Source organism: Burkholderia sp. SIMBA_051 (assembly GCF_046534915.1).
Classification (GTDB): Bacteria; Pseudomonadota; Gammaproteobacteria; order Burkholderiales; family Burkholderiaceae; genus Burkholderia; species Burkholderia ambifaria.
The window spans coordinates 1-319 of record NZ_JAWRXS010000132.1; the positions used below are offsets into that span (position 1 = coordinate 1).

Here is a 319-nt window from a genome sequence, read left to right on the forward strand (position 1 = left end):
GGCGCAGGCCGCGGGCGACGATCCGATCAGCGGCATTCACGCCGGCGACGTGCTGGTGCGTTTGCGCGCGATCAGCATCATGCCGAACGTGGACACCACGCAATCGCTGTCGGCGCTCAACGTGGGCGTGAACAACGCGATCGTGCCGGAACTGGATCTGACTTACATGATCCGCGATTATCTCGGCGTCGAGCTGATTCTCGCCACGTCGCGCCATCAACTGACGTCGAGCCTCGGCAATCTCGGCGGCGTGAACGTGTTGCCGCCCACGCTGCTGCTGCAATATCACTTCAACCATGCCGGGCGCATTCGCCCCTAT

At 63.0% G+C, this 319-nt stretch carries 1 protein-coding gene; it reads left to right on the top strand.

Annotated elements, in window-relative coordinates; translation table 11 throughout:
• Positions 1–319 (top strand): OmpW/AlkL family protein (locus SB771_RS33885; protein ID WP_410721902.1); only part of this gene is annotated, 319 nt, incomplete at both ends.